The 17,065-nt window shown below is 37.2% G+C and carries 21 protein-coding genes; 11 read left to right on the forward strand and 10 right to left on the reverse strand.

Features of this window, described 5'->3' with window-relative positions; genetic code table 11:
* Nucleotides 1-155 precede the first annotated feature (155 nt).
* Nucleotides 156-455 (forward strand): sporulation YhaL family protein, encoded by a 300-nt coding sequence (locus AC1MGI_RS10560; protein ID WP_480349655.1) that lies wholly within the window; start codon nucleotides 156-158, stop codon nucleotides 453-455.
* On the opposite strand, the gene AC1MGI_RS10565 is transcribed toward AC1MGI_RS10560, so the two are convergent.
* Entirely contained in the window at nucleotides 445-1,317 is an 873-nt protein-coding gene (locus tag AC1MGI_RS10565; protein WP_480349656.1) for a peptidylprolyl isomerase, read from the reverse strand. The two genes, AC1MGI_RS10560 and AC1MGI_RS10565, sit on opposite strands and share 11 nt — an antisense overlap.
* 254 nt (nucleotides 1,318-1,571) lie before the next feature.
* On the opposite strand from AC1MGI_RS10565, the gene AC1MGI_RS10570 reads away from it, so the two are divergent.
* The gene (locus AC1MGI_RS10570; protein WP_082675063.1) at nucleotides 1,572-1,658 is read left to right on the forward strand and encodes a YjcZ family sporulation protein; all 87 of its coding nucleotides are present in this window, start codon (nucleotides 1,572-1,574) and stop codon (nucleotides 1,656-1,658) included.
* 154 nt (nucleotides 1,659-1,812) lie between these two features.
* Nucleotides 1,813-1,896, forward strand: a complete 84-nt coding sequence (locus AC1MGI_RS10575; protein ID WP_082190951.1) for a YjcZ family sporulation protein — start codon at nucleotides 1,813-1,815, stop codon at nucleotides 1,894-1,896.
* A gap of 167 nt (nucleotides 1,897-2,063) precedes the next feature.
* Here AC1MGI_RS10575 and AC1MGI_RS10580 read toward each other — a convergent pair whose 3' ends face one another.
* Together AC1MGI_RS10580 and AC1MGI_RS10585 are read right to left on the reverse strand one after the other, a co-directional pair.
* Nucleotides 2,064-2,243 carry a hypothetical protein gene (locus tag AC1MGI_RS10580; RefSeq protein WP_082191243.1) on the reverse strand — a complete coding sequence of 60 codons (180 nt, stop codon included), beginning with the start codon at nucleotides 2,241-2,243 and terminating at the stop codon, nucleotides 2,064-2,066.
* A gap of 116 nt (nucleotides 2,244-2,359) precedes the next feature.
* Nucleotides 2,360-2,902 carry a DUF3267 domain-containing protein gene (locus AC1MGI_RS10585; RefSeq protein ID WP_480349657.1) on the reverse strand — a complete coding sequence of 181 codons (543 nt, stop codon included), beginning with the start codon at nucleotides 2,900-2,902 and terminating at the stop codon, nucleotides 2,360-2,362.
* A 215-nt stretch (nucleotides 2,903-3,117) separates the two neighbouring features.
* On the opposite strand from AC1MGI_RS10585, the gene AC1MGI_RS10590 reads away from it, so the two are divergent.
* On the forward strand, nucleotides 3,118-3,453 hold the full coding sequence (locus tag AC1MGI_RS10590) for a DUF1878 family protein (RefSeq protein WP_480349658.1): 336 nt from the start codon (nucleotides 3,118-3,120) through the stop codon (nucleotides 3,451-3,453).
* Here AC1MGI_RS10590 and AC1MGI_RS10595 read toward each other — a convergent pair.
* Both AC1MGI_RS10595 and AC1MGI_RS10600 read right to left on the reverse strand, forming a co-directional pair.
* A complete protein-coding gene (locus AC1MGI_RS10595; protein WP_480349659.1) occupies nucleotides 3,450-4,028 on the reverse strand; it encodes an HTH-type transcriptional regulator Hpr in 579 nt (192 codons plus the stop codon). The two genes, AC1MGI_RS10590 and AC1MGI_RS10595, sit on opposite strands and share 4 nt — an antisense overlap.
* A gap of 247 nt (nucleotides 4,029-4,275) precedes the next feature.
* On the reverse strand, nucleotides 4,276-4,641 hold the full coding sequence (locus tag AC1MGI_RS10600) for a YtxH domain-containing protein (RefSeq protein WP_480349660.1): 366 nt from the start codon (nucleotides 4,639-4,641) through the stop codon (nucleotides 4,276-4,278).
* Nucleotides 4,642-4,916: 275 nt separating this feature from the next.
* Between AC1MGI_RS10600 and yhzF the strand changes: the two genes are divergently transcribed.
* Nucleotides 4,917-5,093 (forward strand): membrane protein YhzF, encoded by a 177-nt coding sequence (yhzF, locus tag AC1MGI_RS10605; protein ID WP_480349661.1) that lies wholly within the window; start codon nucleotides 4,917-4,919, stop codon nucleotides 5,091-5,093.
* A 214-nt stretch (nucleotides 5,094-5,307) separates the two neighbouring features.
* Here yhzF and AC1MGI_RS10610 read toward each other — a convergent pair whose 3' ends face one another.
* The 3 genes from AC1MGI_RS10610 to AC1MGI_RS10620 all read right to left on the reverse strand — a co-directional run bounded on the left by AC1MGI_RS10610 (nucleotide 5,308) and on the right by AC1MGI_RS10620 (nucleotide 7,641).
* The gene (locus AC1MGI_RS10610) at nucleotides 5,308-5,829 is read right to left on the reverse strand and encodes a tryptophan transporter (RefSeq protein WP_403072624.1); all 522 of its coding nucleotides are present in this window, start codon (nucleotides 5,827-5,829) and stop codon (nucleotides 5,308-5,310) included.
* Nucleotides 5,830-5,931: 102 nt separating this feature from the next.
* Entirely contained in the window at nucleotides 5,932-7,038 is a 1,107-nt protein-coding gene (serC, locus tag AC1MGI_RS10615) for a 3-phosphoserine/phosphohydroxythreonine transaminase (protein ID WP_480349662.1), read from the reverse strand.
* Nucleotides 7,039-7,215: 177 nt separating this feature from the next.
* Nucleotides 7,216-7,641 carry an HIT family protein gene (locus tag AC1MGI_RS10620; RefSeq protein WP_480345241.1) on the reverse strand — a complete coding sequence of 142 codons (426 nt, stop codon included), beginning with the start codon at nucleotides 7,639-7,641 and terminating at the stop codon, nucleotides 7,216-7,218.
* Nucleotides 7,642-8,984: 1,343 nt separating this feature from the next.
* Between AC1MGI_RS10620 and AC1MGI_RS10625 the strand changes: the two genes are divergently transcribed.
* The 3 genes from AC1MGI_RS10625 (at nucleotide 8,985) to AC1MGI_RS10635 (ending at nucleotide 11,844) form a co-directional block, all read left to right on the forward strand.
* Nucleotides 8,985-9,728: an ABC transporter ATP-binding protein gene (locus tag AC1MGI_RS10625; protein ID WP_480345242.1), complete on the forward strand. Its 744-nt coding sequence runs from the start codon at nucleotides 8,985-8,987 to the stop codon at nucleotides 9,726-9,728.
* Nucleotides 9,721-10,926: an ABC transporter permease gene (locus AC1MGI_RS10630; RefSeq protein ID WP_480345243.1), complete on the forward strand. Its 1,206-nt coding sequence runs from the start codon at nucleotides 9,721-9,723 to the stop codon at nucleotides 10,924-10,926. Before AC1MGI_RS10625 ends, AC1MGI_RS10630 begins: the two co-directional genes overlap by 8 nt.
* A 204-nt stretch (nucleotides 10,927-11,130) precedes the next feature.
* Nucleotides 11,131-11,844 carry an EcsC family protein gene (locus AC1MGI_RS10635; protein ID WP_480349766.1) on the forward strand — a complete coding sequence of 238 codons (714 nt, stop codon included), beginning with the start codon at nucleotides 11,131-11,133 and terminating at the stop codon, nucleotides 11,842-11,844.
* A gap of 133 nt (nucleotides 11,845-11,977) precedes the next feature.
* Here the strand turns inward: AC1MGI_RS10635 and AC1MGI_RS10640 are convergent, their stop codons facing one another.
* Nucleotides 11,978-12,793 carry an ABC transporter ATP-binding protein gene (locus AC1MGI_RS10640; RefSeq protein ID WP_480345244.1) on the reverse strand — a complete coding sequence of 272 codons (816 nt, stop codon included), beginning with the start codon at nucleotides 12,791-12,793 and terminating at the stop codon, nucleotides 11,978-11,980.
* 110 nt (nucleotides 12,794-12,903) lie between these two features.
* Nucleotides 12,904-14,088 (reverse strand): M20 family metallopeptidase, encoded by a 1,185-nt coding sequence (locus AC1MGI_RS10645; protein WP_480345245.1) that lies wholly within the window; start codon nucleotides 14,086-14,088, stop codon nucleotides 12,904-12,906.
* Nucleotides 14,089-14,205: 117 nt separating this feature from the next.
* Here AC1MGI_RS10645 and AC1MGI_RS10650 point away from each other — a divergent pair, with 117 nt between their 5' ends.
* The 3 genes from AC1MGI_RS10650 to AC1MGI_RS10660 all read left to right on the forward strand — a co-directional run bounded on the left by AC1MGI_RS10650 (nucleotide 14,206) and on the right by AC1MGI_RS10660 (nucleotide 16,822).
* Nucleotides 14,206-14,868, forward strand: coding sequence for a phosphatase PAP2 family protein (locus tag AC1MGI_RS10650; protein ID WP_480345246.1), 663 nt, complete (start codon nucleotides 14,206-14,208; stop codon nucleotides 14,866-14,868).
* A 283-nt stretch (nucleotides 14,869-15,151) separates the two neighbouring features.
* Nucleotides 15,152-16,327, forward strand: coding sequence for an IS200/IS605 family element RNA-guided endonuclease TnpB (gene tnpB, locus AC1MGI_RS10655; protein ID WP_480345247.1), 1,176 nt, complete (start codon nucleotides 15,152-15,154; stop codon nucleotides 16,325-16,327).
* Between the two features lie 240 nt (nucleotides 16,328-16,567).
* Entirely contained in the window at nucleotides 16,568-16,822 is a 255-nt protein-coding gene (locus AC1MGI_RS10660) for a hypothetical protein (RefSeq protein ID WP_480345248.1), read from the forward strand.
* Nucleotides 16,823-17,065: the final 243 nt, after the last annotated feature.

Raw genomic sequence — 17,065 nt, forward strand, 5'->3', positions numbered from 1 at the left:
TGCCATCTTCACGTCATATCAATGATGTATAGCAGATAGGAGGTTTGACTTTTTCGTTATGGGACAGCTCCAATGAAAAATATGACATATATCTTCACTCCATGCATATTCATTAGTAATACGAGTGGGACAAGATCCCCGAGAGGAGTAAGAGCATGCCGATATGGATCTGGTTTATATTTGCAGGGATTTTAGTCAGTGCTTGGATGAGTGTTTATACGGCGAGGCAGGACCGAAAAAAAGAGCAAGAGTGGATTGAACAGGAAGGGCAGAAGTATATAGAGAGAATGAAGGAAGAACAAGAAGGCCGAGAAAAAGAGCAGGCCAGGAATGGAACATTAGAAAAGGCAGGTCATCAGACCTGCCTTTTTGTTTGCTTAAGATTTGGGAGTTGTGAAGGTTGCTTGTATACATCCAGCTCTTACTCCAAAACGTGTTTCTATTTTATTTCTTAGCCGGTTCTGCAGGTTCTTCTGTTTTAAATGCGTCTTTCAAATCTTTATCGCTCACTTTTACATCTGCATCTTTCACTTCTTTATTAAGGGCTTTTTGAACTGAAGTAGCATCAAGTTTAGAAAGTTTTAATTCTTTTTCTATCTCAGCCTTTGACTCTTCAAAAGCTTTTTTTTCTTTTTTATCTAGAAGTTGAATGATATGGTAACCATACTGGCTTTTAACAGGTTCGCTGATTTCATCTTTTTTCAAAGCATAAGCAGCGTTTTCAAATTCAGGAAGCATTGCTCCTTGACCAAACCATCCAAGGTCTCCGCCATTTTCGGCACTTCCAGTATCTTTTGAAGATTCTTTCGCTAACTTAGCAAAGTCTTCGCCTTTGTTCAGCTTTTCTTTTATTTCTTTAGCAGTCGCTTCATCTTCAACAAGGATGTGTCTTGCGTGAATTTCAGGTTTTTGTTGATCGTAGTATTCTTTCACTTCTTTTTCAGTTACTTTAACACTAGCAAGTGCTGCTTTTTCTTGAAGCATTTGAACTTTAATAGAATCTTTCAAAGCAGCTTCATCCATACCAGACTGAGCAAGTGCCATCTCATAGTTTTCGCCTAGTTGTGTCTTAAGCTCGTCCAATTTTTTGTCTAGCTCTTTATCGGTTACTTTATATTTATCTGAAAGAATCTTTTCGTATACGAGCTCTTGTAAGACTGCATCGCCGTACCTTTCTTTCATTACATCATAAAGTTCTACTTTCGTGATATCTCCAGCTTTGGAAGTTGCCACCGCTTCAGAATCGCCGCCATTGCTACAAGCAGCTAGTCCAAGAAGACCTGCAATTACCGTTATGGATAAAGCCCATTTTTTCATTTAGAACAACTCCTGTTATCTAGATTCGTGGCTGTTGTGTGAATCCACAAATCTTACTATACCATATTTGGAAGTTTTTCGAAAATTAAAGTGCGAATTTTGCATCTTAATTTATAGAAAGTAGGCAAACGCCCATCCGTCTACATGACCAATACATATGATGTAAGGATCGTTCACTCATATCGGTTCTATGCAGATTAGGCAGCTCGTACTTAAACAAAAGGCTGTCAATCAATATAAAGGAGGTAATATATATGGGCAATGGATTTGGCGGAGGGTTTGCTTTGTTGGTGGTTTTGTTTATTTTATTGATCATCGTTGGTGCTTCTTTTTGCAGGTAAACACCACTTCTAATTAAAAACACAAAAAGCCCACGCTTCTTAAAGCTAAGCTGAATAGAATATCGTAGCCGTTAAAGGGGTGGTTGTAAAAAAAGAGCAACTAGTTTTCTGAAAACGGGATTGAATGTATGTACCATTGAGAGGAGGATACACAATGTCTGGAGGAGTCGGCGGAGGTTTCGCTTTGATTGTTGTACTTTTTATCCTTTTGATTATCATCGGAGCTTCATGGTTATAAAATTGGATACTAAAAAAGGTGAACCGTTAATGGGTTCACCTTTTTTCGCTTCGTTTTGATGTCTGACCTTACACTTGCTACCTTGGGTTCAGAAGGCACTCGTGGGTAGCCTTTTTTGCTGTATCAAGGATCGATAACGGTTATTCTGACCGCCGCCTATACATTACTTATGTAAAGGATATTTCAACATACGAGGACAATAGTAAAATCGTAATTAAGATATTAATAGTCCGAAATACTTTCGTCTGGCGGTCTTCAGGAATTTCTTTTTGGATACATAATGAGTTTGTCATTCTGTTAATATTATATAGAATTAAGGCCGAGAAGATGATAAACACGATTATTATCACTCCTGAATCCCTCCCTCTAGAACAAGTCTGTATCATTACGATACCAAATAATTTCATAAAAAGATACTTAAAACTTTGTAATTCGTTGTATTCATCATTTTTAAATTACCTAATTAATCTTTAAAAATAAGAATATCATAACCTTGCTCTGTTTCTTCTACGAAGCTTTGTTCAGGTGATCCGGCCATACATTTAAGCGCAATAAAATCAGAAACGCATAATCCGGTGTGAATGGAAAGCAGTATGGTAAAATAATGCGCGTAATGTGGGAAAGCGTATGCGCCACCGATAAAAACGCTCGTTAATACAAGAAAAGGAAAGAGTAAGGTTAATCTGTACAGTTGTTTTGGAATGGGGTCATCTACCTTAAATGAAATAAGTGGAAGAACACTCCATTTTACATGCAACGCCGGTTTAATTTTTGGATATTCCAAAATACATGGACAGTAGTGCATTAGTTTATGAATCGGATATAAGAGAAGCACTGAAGAAAGTAACACCCAGCCATAGTCATCAGACATGGAGACATTAGGAAAAAACGCGCTCATACTTAAATAAATAACAATAAAAGAAAATAACGTGGTCATCATGGATAGAAATAAGATAAATTGATTCCCAAATTGTCTATCCAAGTTGATCGACTTCCAGCTATTCAAAAAATTCGCCTCCACAAGCGGGATAGTATAGTTAATAAGATAAAGCCCATATGCTTTTCTTATAAAATCCTTCCCATACTTTACGATGATTAAGCAAAAAAATCAATAGAATATTACATGAAATAATCCGTATGCGTTTTCAATCGTGGAGAAGTAAAAGAAATCATGTATAATGGAGAAAAGCGGTAATTGAACAAGATTGGTGGAGGCAGGAAATGCGAGACTTAGAGAGGGAAATTAATAGACTGAAATTTCATCAAACACTCTTATTAAAAGTTATTCGGAACCCGAAAGCGGAATTGGATGTGATCTTTTTTGAAAAAAATCTTTCGGAAACAGAAGCTCATGAGATTTTGAGACTATGTGATACATTGAGCAAGCAATATGAAATAGAAAAAGCGGAAGGGTATATACATTTTCAACCGCTTTTTAACCGCCTTACAATGGAATTGAATCTAAAAGTAACAGTAAAAGAACTTATTGAAGCTTGTTTAAAGCAAGGATTATATGTTTCTTTCATGAAGGATATGGAGAAAATTGCAAAGAATTAAACAGCTTCAGTTTCTTTCTCTGATTTTTTTTTTGCAATTTTACCTTCTTCTTCGGTAAATTCTTGATTGATGCTATCAAATGAACGTTCAAATATCCCCATGAAATCCTCGCCATAAATATTTCGGATAATCGCCATCATCTCCATCATATCAGGGAATTTCCCATAAAGCTCTCGTAGCGGAAGGGTTCCTGAAAGAACAGAATTGCTAGCGGGGTCATACTGTTCCATTAAATCTAATAAAATGCTTTCACCCTCTAAGGTAATTTGAATATACGTATTACGTTTGTCATTTTCTTTCTTTGAAAAACTTAATAAGCCGCGTTCCTCTAACTTTTTGGAGAAGTTAAATGCAGTTGAAACATGCATAACTCCGAATTTAGCTACATCTGAAATGGAGGCACCGTTTAAATGATAAGCAATCCACAAGATGTGATGTTCGTTAATGTTTAAATCAAAGGGCTTAATCCATTGTTGCCAATCCTTTTCCGCAGCCTTCCAAAGTGCTTTACTTAATTGAGCAATTCTCTGGCTGAAGATCATAGCATCTTTCATAGTATAATTTTTTTCCTGCATGAATACACTCACCTACTTATCAGAATTCTCTAGTTTTATTATGACAATAAAGTAAAGATTAATAAAGCTAAATTTGCGAAATTTTTAGAATTTTTCATATAAAAATTTTGTATAAGCTTATACTGCTACGAAAAGGTGAAAGTGCCGGCAATGCTTAATGTTAAAAAAACCTGTTTTTTACTAAAGAAATATGTACACTCTGTCTAAAAAAAGTTATTAGGCAAGCCGGCAGTTGTTTTTTAGTTATTCATGATTCAATTTTAGGAGAAGCAATCATTTCGAGTTCTTGAATCGTAGCCTCGATTTCTTTTATGTTTTTCGATAATTCTTCTGAATTTGGTTCAATATCTTTTTTCCAGCCTTCAATCAATATTTTCACATCTTCTATAAAAGCTTTGATGGTCTCTTTGCTTATTTTTGAAGCGTGTACGGCATCTTCTTTTACATTCATCAACTGGATCTTCAGCTCTTTAATGGAGTTAGAAATTTCAGTTGTATTTGCTTTCACACGGCTGCGAAGCTCTGTTCCAGAACTTGGTGCGGTGAGAAGAGCTGCTGCTGCACCAACAATAGTTCCTGTTATTACTCCAAGAATGACTGATTTTGCCTTCATATGATCACCTCATTTTTCTTCTATATTGATTTCGCCTTATAGTTAAAAAAACCTGCTAGGTAAGAAAATAATAGTTGGTAAACTTTTTATTAAAATATCATAATTTTCTTATTAGTGAAAGAGTTAATTCATATATTCTTTATATCACAAAAATGTTTTTTTAAACATCTTTATTTTTTTCAATATATAAAAATAATTTAAAGATTGAGAATTCATAAAACGTAGAGGCTTGACATATACATGACAAAAAGATTTCGAAAAGGAGGAGATGCGTCTTGTTTTTTTTTATTTTATCGCTCGTGTTTTTAATCGCGGCATTCTTTTATTTGGCTATTTTACAAAGACCAGGCATGTTTCCACCCAAAAAAACTATAAAACAAAGAGTACTGATCTTAGGTGTAGCAAGTATCGCTTTCTTTCTAATTGGCATTCTAATCCAGCTTGTCATATAAGAGGATGTTCAAAAAGTCCGGTAAAAATAGCTGTCGAATTTCTTCGTCGCTCTGTCTCTTCGGTCCTCACGTATTACTCCATACGCTCCGGTCCTCGAGACGATCGCTCCTCGAACTTCTCGGCTCTTTTTATCCTCCTTTTTGAACACTCACTATATATAGATGATTTTAAAAAAACACCGGAAAAACATCCGGTGTTTTGAAAAGTTTAAGGTTATATATTTGCAGGAATGTTTGATCGCTTGACAAGCCCAGTCACAATTGGATAAATGATAGCAACTGCGATTACGTTCAATACGATTGCCGGAAGTACAGCGCCAGCAAACATTAAAAGGAATGCTTCTGGCAGACCCACAATGTAATGAGCTGAAGCAAGGAATACCGTACCGGAAATTAGGGTTCCAATCGCCGTTAGAAATCCAATGCTGATAAACGATTTAGTGAATTTTCGAATAGCCAAAAACATGAAATAAAATAGAAAGGCAGTGATAAATTTATCGATAATGTTCGGGATGAAACCTCCACCTGGGAAGGTTGATGTAAGTCCGGAAATGACTCCGGCTGTTACTGCTACTAAAAAGACATTTTTCTTTTCTGGAAATAAGATAATGGCTAAAAACATCATAGTTAGCATCATATCGGGCTTAACTCCAAAAGCAATTCCAGGGACAACTAGATGCAGAACAGCACCTAACCCCATTAATAAGGATAAGGACACTAGTACTTTCGTATTCATTTCTCATCTCTCCTATTCTCATCTCGTCTAAAGTTTCTCCCCAACAGTGCACTATTGCCTATTGCGAGAGGTTTAAAATAGTATATCATGACTATCCTTTTTTTAGAAGGAGTTTTTTTCTTGATGCTGGTAAGTATCTTTAAATGTATTCATAAAATCAGCAAGTTCTTGGCAATGTTCAAGTGGAACGGCATTATAAATGGATGCACGGCAGCCACCGACAGATCTGTGGCCGTTCAAGCCGATAAACCCAGTTTCTTTCGCTTTTTGCAAAAATTCCTGCTCAATTTCTTTGTTCGGAAGGGTAAACGTAACATTCATATAAGAACGGCTGTTAAGCTCAGCATGTCCTTTATAAAACCCATCGCTTGAATCAATGGCATGATAAAGTAATTCTGCCTTCTTCGCGTTCATTTCTTCAATCTTGGTAATACCACCTAAATCTTTTGCCCAATCAAGTACAAGTGAGAGGAGGTAAATAGCTAAAGTTGGTGGCGTATTATATAGTGAATTGCTAGCTTGATGTGTATGGTAATTCAACATAGTTGGAATTTCAGCCAAAGAATCAGAAATAAGGTCTTTACGAATGATGACAACGGTAATACCAGATGGACCAAGGTTTTTTTGCGCGCCGGCATAGATTAAACCGAATTTGCTGACATCTATTTTTTTACTCAAAATATCACTGGACATATCCGCAACTAAAGGAACATTTTTTGAATCCGGAAATTCATTCCATTGCGTTCCGTAAATGGTATTGTTTGAAGTGATATGTAAATAAGCTGCATCTTGATTGTAGACGATATCAGAAAGTTTCGGGATGAATGTATAATTTGACTCTTTTGTAGAAGCTACAACTCTAGTTGTTCCGATTTTCTTTGCTTCTTGTAAAGCCTTTTCCGACCAACTTCCAGTTAGAACGTAGTCCGCTTGACTATCGGCTTTTAATAAGTTCATTGGAATCATCGAGAATTGAAGGCTAGCACCGCCTTGCAGGAAGAGAACATCATAATTCTCTGGAATATTCATTAGTTCTTTAAGCGTTTGAATGGCGTGATTATGGATCGTTTCAAACGTATCACTGCGATGGCTTAATTCCATCACCGACATCCCTGTGTTATCGATATTTAACCATTCAGATTGCGCTCTTTTTAAAACATCTTCGGGTAAAGCAGCAGGACCTGCATTAAAATTACGTGCTCTTTTCATATTTATTCCTCCTTGTATGTGTGAAAGGACTTGATTGTTTCTATCCTATCAGAAAATGTTTACGAGTTGAAAGAAAAAAAAGAATGTTTAGTGAAATAATCATGGTTTGATCGAAATTTCCTTTAAATCATAAAAAAATTCACCATGAGCTAGGCTCCAAGGTGAATTTTTTTATGGTTAATTTTCCATGTTTTCTGAAATGGATTGTGCCATAGCTTGCAAGTCTTCAGGTGTGTATTGACTCGTATGCGTTTTCCAAACGGCTCCGAATCCGTCACCTTCACCATAGCGTGGAATTAAATGAAGATGGTAATGGAAAACGGACTGTCCTGCAGCTTCACCGTTATTGTTAATCGTATTCAAGCCAATTGGATTGAACGCCTTTTTTAGAGCACGAGCAATTTCTGGCACTACTTCGAAAATGTTTTTTGCCATGTCAGGTGTTAATTCATAGACATTTTCTTTATGTACTTTTGGGATGACTAATGTATGACCTTTCGTTACTTGACTAATGTCAAGAAAGGCAAGTACATGCTCATTTTCAAATACTTTTGTACTCGGGATCTCTCCAGTAATAATTTTACAAAAAATACAATCGCTCATCTTTGACATCCTTTCCTGGTTAATGTTTAGGTAATCTTATCCTATCATAGCTACATGAAAGTCGGAAAGAAAAAGAAACAGGATGCAGCTGATTGCTGCACCCTGCGACTTGAAAAAGGGGCCATACTTCAATACGTTTCATTACATAGACTTTCTTTAACAAACACCTCATTTACTAAAAGTAAGTTTTAGCGTTTAAAAAAGTTTTTGCATACAAAGCAACCATCTCCTATATCTCTAAAGCATTATAACAGTAAAGTATATTGGATCGTGCATGAATGTTTTCTTCGTCTAATGTGTGCAAAGCAACCATCTCCTTGCATAAAACGTTTGGTTCATTGAAGTTTCTGGTTTATTGCAGTTAGTTGTCTTTAACTGACACCTCATTTGACAAAATGATGAAATCATAAGTTTAATGAAGAACCCCTTCTTCACTACTTATGATAGCCACGATTTACATTTTATATACAAGATCCTTTTAAAAAAATGTGTCTATAAAAACAACGAAACTTTTTAAATTGAAACAAATGTATATAGAAGTGCGTACTCAAAAAGGAGGATAAAAGAGCCGAGAAATTCGAGGAGCGCATCTCGAGAACCTTTCACGTATGTAGTAATACGTGAGGACCGGACTTGCACAGAATGTGCTGACTTCTGTGTTGCGCACAGGACGTGCGCGGTTTTAACAGAAGGTCATTCATGAGCTTTGAGGCAATTCGCAAGTTTTTTTACCGGACTTTTTGAACAACCTCTAGAAGGGAAGTAGTGGTGGAAATATTTATATTCTTATGTTAAAAAGAAACAGGATGCAGCTGATCGCTGCACCCTGCCTATGAAAAAGGGGTCACACTTCAAATACGTTTATTTACATAGACTGTCTCCGATAAACACCTCATTTACTAAAAGTAAGTTTTAGCGTTTAAAAAAAGTTTTTGCATTCAAAGCAACCATCTCCTATAACTCTAAAGTTTTGCAACAATAAAGCGTATTGGATCGTGCATGAATGTTTCTTTCGTCTAATGTTTGCAAAGCAACCATCTCCTTGCATAAACGTTTGGTTCATTGAAGTTTCTGGTATATTGCAGTTAGTTGTCTTTAACTGACACCTCATTTGACAAGATGATAAAATCAAAAGTCTAATGAAGAACCCCTTCTTCACTACTTATGATAGCCACGATTTAAGTATTATATACACGGGGATTCCAAATGTTTTTTTCACCATTAAAAAAAGCGCTGTAGTTGGAAAGGAAAATCTGTAAAAAAACTAAAGCTTTCTTAACTCGATAAACAAAACGGAATTTGTTAAAATAGAACTAACGTACATTATGGAAGGGATCGTTGATATGTCCTTATTAGAAATAAACAACTTAGTCGGAGGTTATACAAGAATTCCTGTATTAAAAGGAATCAGCTTTGACATTCGGCCCAATGAGCTTGTTGGACTTATAGGTTTGAATGGTGCGGGGAAGAGTACAACGATTAAGCATATCATTGGATTGATGGAAGAGAAAAGTGGTTCGATTACAATAAATGGAAAAAAATTTACTGAGAACCCAGATGAATATCGAAAGCAGTATACCTATATTCCCGAAACACCTATTCTTTATGATGAGCTTACACTAGAGGAGCATTTAAGGCTTACTGCGATGGCATACGGTCTAGAGGAATCCGTGTTTAAAGATAGGATGGGGAAATTATTAAAGGAATTCCATATGGAGAAACGTTTATCTTGGTTTCCAGCCCATTTTTCAAAAGGGATGCGGCAAAAGGTGATGATTATGTGTGCATTTCTCGTTCAACCATCTTTGTATATTGTGGATGAACCGTTTGTAGGACTAGACCCGCTCGGGATCCAGTCGTTGCTTGACCTTATGCAAAATATGAAAGAAAGTGGTGCAGGGATCTTAATGTCTACTCATATCCTTGCGACAGCAGAAAGATATTGTGATTCTTTCGTCATTCTTCACAATGGAGAAATTCGTGCAAAAGGTGATTTGGAACAGCTTCGAAGTCAATTTGATATGCCAGGGGCAACACTTGATGACTTATATATTCAATTGACAAAGGAAGAAACTAAACATGAATAGCCGAGGGTTATGGAAAGAGCGATTCCTCGGCTACAGCCAAGAAATGCAAAAGTATTTACGATATATTTTTAACGGACATTTAATGTTTGTTATGGTGATTGGTTTAGGTGGACTCGGCTTTTATTACAGCGAATGGGTGAAGACCTTGACCGCTGATTTTCCAGCAGCTTGGATCATGGCTGTCGTTCTTGGTTTTTTCCTAACAAGAAGCCCGATCATGACGTTTTTGAAAGAAGCGGATGTGGTGTTCCTATTGCCGCTAGAAACGAAGCTTAGAATGTATTTTAAAAATTCTATTCTGTTGAGTGCGGTGATGCAGGGCATTATGCTGATAATTGTGTACATTGTCTTCCTGCCGATGTATACAAAGGTAGCAGATTTGAATTCCACTTATCGTCTTATGAATATCATCTTGTTGCTTGCTTTGAAATTTATCAACATACATATTCATTGGTATATGCTGAAGTATACGGAGCCGTCTGCGATCAAAATTGACTTCTTTATCCGTTTATTAGTGAATATTGTTTTACTCTATTTAGTTTTTGCCGATGCGAGTCATTTAGGTGTAATACTACTCGTACTTTTGGGTGGTTTATTCTTTTACTATAGGCATACAACGACGAAGAAGGGCATTAAGTGGGAGCGATTAATCGAACTAGAGGGCAAGCGGATGATGTCGTTTTACCGGATTGCGAACCTATTCACCGATGTACCTAAGCTGAGAGGAAAAGTGGCCAGACGAAAATGGTTAGACTGGTTACTCACTTTAATACCTTATCGTCAAAAATCAACGTACACGTTCTTGTATGCTCGGACGATGCTCCGGGCCAATGACTATGTAGGCTTACTAGTAAGGCTGACTGTTATCGGATCGTTTGTATTACTTACTTTTCCTTCAATGGTTGCGAGTATACTCGTCACGATTTTGTTTCTTTATATGACAGGAATTCAAATTCTTCCTGTTTGGAAACAGCATGAGTTGAAAATATGGGTATCATTATATCCACTGCCTGCTAAGTTACGAGAAACAGCAGTCATACAACTTGTATCTTGCTTTTTACTTTTTGAAGCAATCGTGTTTGCTCTCGTATTACTTATTGCGGGAAATTGGTGGGGTGCTGGGGTGTCATTCTTAGCAGCAATTGTATTTATTTTACTATTTAGAGGCTATTCTGCAAAAAAAGTGAAGAGTTTCTAACATACAAAACGAATATGGCGTTAAACGCCACCATTTACCACATGTAGCACGCGACACTCGCCTAATCACAATTGGTGGCGATGCAGAGCCGGAGTTTTGGATGCTTTCTAAGGTAAAATGGGTATACCTGCTAAGTAGCGGGCTTATTAGTAAGTCGCGAAGTCCCGTCCCCATATCCTTCATACAAAAATGGAGATGATTGCAATCGACACGTATGAACAAATCACCAACCGTGAGCTTATGGCATGGAAAAAGAAAATTTTGCGGAAATCAGGTACCTTTGAGCGGATTTCCAAAACCGCACAAAATAAAATAAATACCTTCATTCCTAAAAAGGTACATGGCGTCATTACCGAGAGCATCCGGAATCTTGTTGAAGCTGTTTTAAAAGGATCCAAATTTGTTTCAAAGGAAAGAGATGTTTCTTGCCTAAGTTTGCAGCAAAAGGATCAATGGGTGAAGGAAACGATTGTAACCTATCGAAAAACGGCGGTAATTGAAGGGGCAGGTACAGGTGCAGGGGGTATTTTACTAGGTCTTGCTGATTTTCCGTTATTATTGACGATTAAAATGAAACTTCTCTTTGAAATTGCTGGATTGTATGGCTTCGACGCGAAGAAATACGAAGAACGACTATTCATCCTTCATATTTTTCAGCTTGCTTTTTCTAGTGAAGACAAGCGACGAGAAACACTGGATATTATTGAGAATTGGGATCATATTGAACATGCTAAGGAATTAGACTGGCAACAGTTTCAGCAAGAGTACAGAGATCAAATTGATTTCGTCAAAATGTTTCAGCTCGTTCCGGGAATTGGTGCAGCGGTAGGGGCCTACGCCAATCATCAATTGTTGGATCAACTAGGGGAAACGGCGATGAATGGGTATCGTCTGCGAATTCTTTCTGAAAAAGCATAATAAATGAGCCGCTTGTGTCAATCTCATCAGATGATGCAAGCGGCTCTTATATATTTTAAAATCTCATTTAATTTATCCCGCATTAACAGGCGGTAATCCACCCACTGAGTGAAGTTTCACTCTATTAAGGAATTTATCCTTTATTCATTGATTTAATTCGAATCCAAGGGCGTTCATCTTCCCATCCCAATGAAATGGGAAGATCAAAAGTCTTTTCTAATAACTTCTCGGTCAAGACTGACTTTTTTTGTCCATTCGCAATAACATTTCCTTTATTTAATAATAAAGCGTGCGAAATAGATGGAACGAGTTCTTCGATATGATGGGTTACATATAATAGAGTAGGACCTTCAGCTGATTGGGTCAACTTCTCGATCGTTGAAAGAAGCTCTTCTTTTGAATAGAGATCTAGACCATTGCATGGTTCATCCAGGATAAGTAAGCTCGGTGAAGACATGAGCGCTCGAGCGATCATTACTTTCCTTTTTTCTCCTTGAGAGAGGGACGAGAAAGCTTGGTCAGTTAAATCACTAATTTTGAACTGTTGAAGAAGCTCACTAGCTTTTTCAACATCATTTTCCGTTATTTCTTCATACAATCCAACCGAAGCGTTTTTTCCACTTAATACGACTTCTATAGCTGTATCACTTGGACGGGAGTGAAATTTTTCATCTAATGAAGTGCTTACCCATCCAATTTTTTTTCGAAGCTCAGGGATATTTGTCTTTCCAAATATGTTTCCCAAAACGGAAACATTCCCTTTAGTTGGCCATTGATAGCCCGTTATGATTTTTAGGAGAGAAGTTTTCCCGGATCCATTTAACCCTAAAATTGCCCAGTGTTCTCCTTTGTTCACCTTCCAGGAAATACAATTCAATATCTTCTTATTATCTCGGTTCCAGATAATTTCGTTCAGTTGAATCACAAGACTATCCATCTCTTGAATCATCTAGACTCCTCCAGTAGTTAAGTTACGAAAGTGTATACTTGCTTATATGAAATTTCAGAGTGATTCGGGAAAATCTTATTAACTTATCCAATAATGGTAGTAGAGTGGCTTTATTTGATTTCACTACTTTGGTGATAGGAAGTCGCCGCACTACCCAATGTTTTAGCTGCAATGAGCATTGCTTTTTCGTCAATATCAAATTTCGGATGGTGATGACCGTAGGGGAAATCAGGATACGGCTTAGCGCCAGTGAAAAAGAATGTTCCCTTCACATTTTGTAAATAATACGAAAAGTCTTCTCCTGTCATATCAGGTAGCGTTTCTTCAATCGTATCTACTTCTGCTACTGTAGCAGCTGCTTCTACGAGTAAATGTGTTTCTGTTTCATGGTTGACAACAGCAGGGTACCCATAATCATACATATATTCATACGTACAATTTCCAGAAAGACAGGTTCCTTTAACAATGCGTTCAATTTCTTCTGCAATAAAGGCACGTACATCTTCATTAAATGTCCGTACAGTGCCGCCAATTGTTGCTTTGTCGGCTATCACATTAAAGGCGTTTTCAGCCACAAAGGATGCAATAGTAACGACAGCAGAATCGAGTGGACTAACACGTCTACTGACAATTTGCTGTAGGTTTGATACGAGTTGAGCGCCAATCACAATGGCATCTTTCGTTTTATGTGGCTGTGCACCGTGTCCACCTTGACCAAAAAGAGTTATTTCGAAGCGGTCAGCTGCCGCCATAAAAGGACCGACTCGATGTTGGATCGTTCCAGTAGGTACAGTTGCCCAAAGATGAGTACCGAAAATGACATCTACCCCATCTAAACAGCCATCTTCAATCATTGGCTTAGCACCGCCTGGGGCGTATTCCTCGGCATGTTGATGAATAAGTACATAATCACCTTCTAGTTCATCTTTCATCGTATGGAGCGCTTTTGCTAGAATCAACAGAGTCGCTGTATGTCCATCATGACCACATGCGTGCATGACACCAGGCACGGTAGACTTATAAGGAACATCCTTTTCATCTTGTATCGGTAATGCATCGAAATCAGCTCGTAGTGCGACGGTTTTACCAGGTTTAGCACCTGATATTCTTGCCACAACTCCATTACCACCGATACCTGATTTTACTTCAATCCCAAGCTGTTGATAAAAATCAGTAATATAGGCAGCCGTTTTCGTTTCCTGAAAAGAAAGCTCAGGGTGTTGGTGTAAATAGCGACGAATGGCGACCATTTCTTCATAAGAATTTTCCAAAAGGGTATGTAACTTAGCAATCATAATTTACCTCCGTAATTAAGTGAATAGTTGTTATATAGGGAATAGTATAGCATACAATGTTTGGAAAGGAGGCCAAGCTGTTTTGGTATGCTCTTAGTCAAATAACTGGAGGGGAAAATGAGAAAAGAGTATAAAAAGAATGTACCGATTATTCTAATTGGTTTTTTTATGTGTTTAGCTGTTTACTTGATTATTACAAAAGCTGTTCAAAGTGGCCAGCCATTGAAGCTGGATCAAGCCTTTTTACCTTTCATTTCAAGTGTCGCAGGTACATGGATGTATGGTTTTTTTTATAAGCTTACAGAAATGGGTTCAACCATTATACTTGGAGTTTGCGCGTTGATTGTAGTTCTTTGGCTGTGGATCAAGAAAAAAGATTATCTCGCGATGGCTGTCGTTTCGATTGGCGTTGCCGGTTCCGATCAGCTGAATCGATTTGTGAAAGGAATCATCGAACGTGAGCGACCGAGTATTAATGCAGCAATTGATGCGGTAGGGTACAGCTTCCCGAGCGGACATGCAATGGTGAGCATTACTTGTTACGGTTTGGCAGTTTATTTTATTGGGAAGCATATAAAGTCCACTTTTTTGAAAAATTTGTTTAGAATCGTTCTCTGTTTACTCGTTCTACTAATCGGTTTAAGCAGAATTGTCTTAAAGGCACATTACCCGACAGATGTATTGGCGGGATATTCACTTGGGGGAGCGATTGTGATCGTATGCGTTCTGTTCTACTCATGGTTTACGAATAAAGGTCGAGGGTATCCCAAAAGGGTTTAATCTACATGCTCTTTAACGGTTATTGTGACATTAGACGTCATTTCAACGTTAAAGTAGATGTGGATCTAACCCTTTCTTTTTTTGCTTTTATCATTTTCCGAAAGAAGACTCCTTCTTCAATCGTGTGAAGGGTGTAACCCAACGATAAGGGGGAGATGAATTTCGGTTAGGCGTTAGCCTAAAGGCTCTTATATTTGCTGTTTTTTCGACTTGAATAGAACAAACGTTTGCATCTGTGTGTGAATAATGGTAAAATGTAAATAGAATATAGGAGGTGAATCGTATGTTGGTGAATAAGGCCTATAAATTTCGCATCTATCCAAACAAAGATCAAGCCATACTCATCAATAAAACGATAGGTTGTTCACGTTTCGTGTTTAACTTCTTTCTTGGTAAACAAAAAGAAACAGATCTCTATTGGTATGTCACAGAAGAAATGAAACAAAATGGCCAACTTCCTTCTAATGATTGGAAAGGTACATACTTGAATAAATACGAAACGGTTAAATACTTTCCTCAATTAAAGCAACACTATCCTTTTTTAAAAGAAGTAGACAGTATTGCCTTGCAAAAATCTGTTGAAAATCTAGGTGATGCCTATGATCGTTATTACAAAAAGCAGAATAAACAACCTCGCTTTAAGTCGAAAAAGAATCAGGTTCAATCTTATACAACCAAGCATACGAACGGAAATATTGTTGTTATTGAAAACAAAATTAAGGTACCTAAACTAGGGCTTGTTCGTTTTGCTAAAAGTCGTGAGGTAGAAGGACGCATTCTTAGTGCTACCATTAGACGAAACCCTTCTGGTAAATACTTTGTGTCTATAGCAACCGAATCAGAAGTATCAGAGTTACCTAAAACAGAGTCAGCAGTAGGGATCGATTTGGGGATCAAAGATTTTGCGATTCTTTCAAATGGAACGATCTATTCGAATCTAAAGTTTTTCCGTACCTTAGAAGAAAAGCTAGCCAAAGCACAAAGAATCATGAGTAGACGTACAATAGGTGGTTCGAATTGGTACAAAGCTAAAATCAACGTAGCACGAATCCACGAAAAAATCACGAATGCAAGAAAAGATTACGTAGATAAAATCTCCACTGAAATTGTCAAAAACCACGACATGATCGGTATGGAAAATTTGTCTGTAAGTAACATGCTTAAAAATGGTAATCTTGCCAAAGCCATTAGTGAAGTATCGTGGTCACAATTCAAAACCATGATTGAATACAAAGCGAAATGGTACGGGAAACAAGTCGTAACGGTTGCAAAAAACTTCCCTTCCAGTCAGCTTTGTTCATGTTGTGGCTATAAAAATGAAGACGTTAAACATCTTGGATTACGTGAATGGGACTGTCCAGAGTGCCATACCGATCATGATCGAGATATAAACGCAGGGAAAAATCTTAAAAATGAAGCTATAAGACTTCGAACCGTAGGGACCACGGGGATCGCCTAACTCATAACTGATCGATAGATTGGTGTTCCTAGGAATCCCCCACTTCAAATTTTCGTTAGAAAATTAAGTGGTGGGTAGTTCAAGAATATGACAGTTGAAGTAACAAAGGTAAATTTTCTATACGTAGATTTTTATCCAATCTTTAACAGGCAGTAAGACTCCCCATTGATTGAAGTTTCACTTTCTCTTGAATAGTGTATTCATTAAATGTCGAATACTTAAAACAAGGAGCGATTATCTATGGAAAATCATGCATTTTCGGAATTGAGGTTATTAAATCCATTACTTCTAGGGGTATTATTAGCTGCTAATTTAGGCTATTATTTACCTCTATCTACAGCTCAGTTTCCTTGGTTAGCGTATATAGGAGCAGCTGTTGGATTGGCAATCATATTGATATTGTGGATTGGTAAGCGTTTGACCTTGTTTATTTTCGGTTTTTTTGTAGCGCCAATTCTTAATACATTACATTATGAGTGGCATCATTTATTTTAATAAATTTAGATGTTTAGCGAAAGAGATACACTTCAAGCAGTATGAAAAGAATCGGAATATTTATCAATTTTTGAGAAAACTACCTTTTCCTAGAGTGTAATAGGGAAGGTAGTTTTTGTTTTAGTTATATAAGTGTATATTCATTTTTTCATGTTCTATTATGTTACTACTGAAAATGTTATGAAGAAAAGAGCAATACAACCTTGTATAGTGTTAAGACTTAGAAATGTTTAAAGATGTTCA

This window comes from Peribacillus sp. BM1 (genome assembly GCF_056679975.1).

Coding starts and splice junctions, on each gene's coding strand:
- AC1MGI_RS10560 (WP_480349655.1), top strand. CDS start 156: ATGCCGATATGGATCTGGTTTATATTTGCAGGGATTTTAGTCAGTGCT.
- AC1MGI_RS10565 (WP_480349656.1), bottom strand. CDS start 1,317: ATGAAAAAATGGGCTTTATCCATAACGGTAATTGCAGGTCTTCTTGGA.
- AC1MGI_RS10570 (WP_082675063.1), top strand. CDS start 1,572: ATGGGCAATGGATTTGGCGGAGGGTTTGCTTTGTTGGTGGTTTTGTTT.
- AC1MGI_RS10575 (WP_082190951.1), top strand. CDS start 1,813: ATGTCTGGAGGAGTCGGCGGAGGTTTCGCTTTGATTGTTGTACTTTTT.
- AC1MGI_RS10590 (WP_480349658.1), top strand. CDS start 3,118: ATGCGAGACTTAGAGAGGGAAATTAATAGACTGAAATTTCATCAAACA.
- AC1MGI_RS10595 (WP_480349659.1), bottom strand. CDS start 4,028: ATGCAGGAAAAAAATTATACTATGAAAGATGCTATGATCTTCAGCCAG.
- AC1MGI_RS10600 (WP_480349660.1), bottom strand. CDS start 4,641: ATGAAGGCAAAATCAGTCATTCTTGGAGTAATAACAGGAACTATTGTT.
- AC1MGI_RS10610 (WP_403072624.1), bottom strand. CDS start 5,829: ATGAATACGAAAGTACTAGTGTCCTTATCCTTATTAATGGGGTTAGGT.
- serC (WP_480349662.1), bottom strand. CDS start 7,038: ATGAAAAGAGCACGTAATTTTAATGCAGGTCCTGCTGCTTTACCCGAA.
- AC1MGI_RS10620 (WP_480345241.1), bottom strand. CDS start 7,641: ATGAGCGATTGTATTTTTTGTAAAATTATTACTGGAGAGATCCCGAGT.
- AC1MGI_RS10625 (WP_480345242.1), top strand. CDS start 8,985: ATGTCCTTATTAGAAATAAACAACTTAGTCGGAGGTTATACAAGAATT.
- AC1MGI_RS10630 (WP_480345243.1), top strand. CDS start 9,721: ATGAATAGCCGAGGGTTATGGAAAGAGCGATTCCTCGGCTACAGCCAA.
- AC1MGI_RS10640 (WP_480345244.1), bottom strand. CDS start 12,793: ATGATTCAAGAGATGGATAGTCTTGTGATTCAACTGAACGAAATTATC.
- AC1MGI_RS10645 (WP_480345245.1), bottom strand. CDS start 14,088: ATGATTGCTAAGTTACATACCCTTTTGGAAAATTCTTATGAAGAAATG.
- AC1MGI_RS10650 (WP_480345246.1), top strand. CDS start 14,206: ATGAGAAAAGAGTATAAAAAGAATGTACCGATTATTCTAATTGGTTTT.
- tnpB (WP_480345247.1), top strand. CDS start 15,152: ATGTTGGTGAATAAGGCCTATAAATTTCGCATCTATCCAAACAAAGAT.
- AC1MGI_RS10660 (WP_480345248.1), top strand. CDS start 16,568: ATGGAAAATCATGCATTTTCGGAATTGAGGTTATTAAATCCATTACTT.